Source organism: Flavihumibacter fluminis (assembly GCF_021491375.1).
Taxonomy (GTDB): domain Bacteria; phylum Bacteroidota; class Bacteroidia; order Chitinophagales; family Chitinophagaceae; genus Flavihumibacter; species Flavihumibacter fluminis.
Window position 1 is genome coordinate 1 of sequence record NZ_JAKEVY010000023.1, and the last position, 291, is coordinate 291.

General features: G+C 49.8%; 1 protein-coding gene. It reads left to right on the plus strand.

Annotated elements, in window-relative coordinates:
- The coding region (locus L0U88_RS20735; RefSeq protein WP_234868782.1) for a hypothetical protein at positions 1 to 291 on the plus strand (291 nt) is incomplete at both ends.

Sequence of the window (291 nt, forward strand, 5' to 3'; positions counted from 1 at the left end):
GAAATAGACAAAACGGAAAAATCCAGAGACGAGGCTTTGGAACTCGCACTTGACAAAGTGATGGTGGATGCCTTTGCCATTGTCAAGGAAACGGCAAGGAGGTTCAAGGAAAACGGCAAATTGGTGGTCAAGGCAACCTTGCGTGACCGCGAACTCGCTGCCAAAAAACCAAATATCGAGATCCAGGGAGAAGATGCCATTTGGCACAACAAGTGGATCGCCGCCGGCAATGAAGTGGTATGGGACATGGTCCACTACGACGTACAGCTTATCGGTGGTATGGTACTCCAC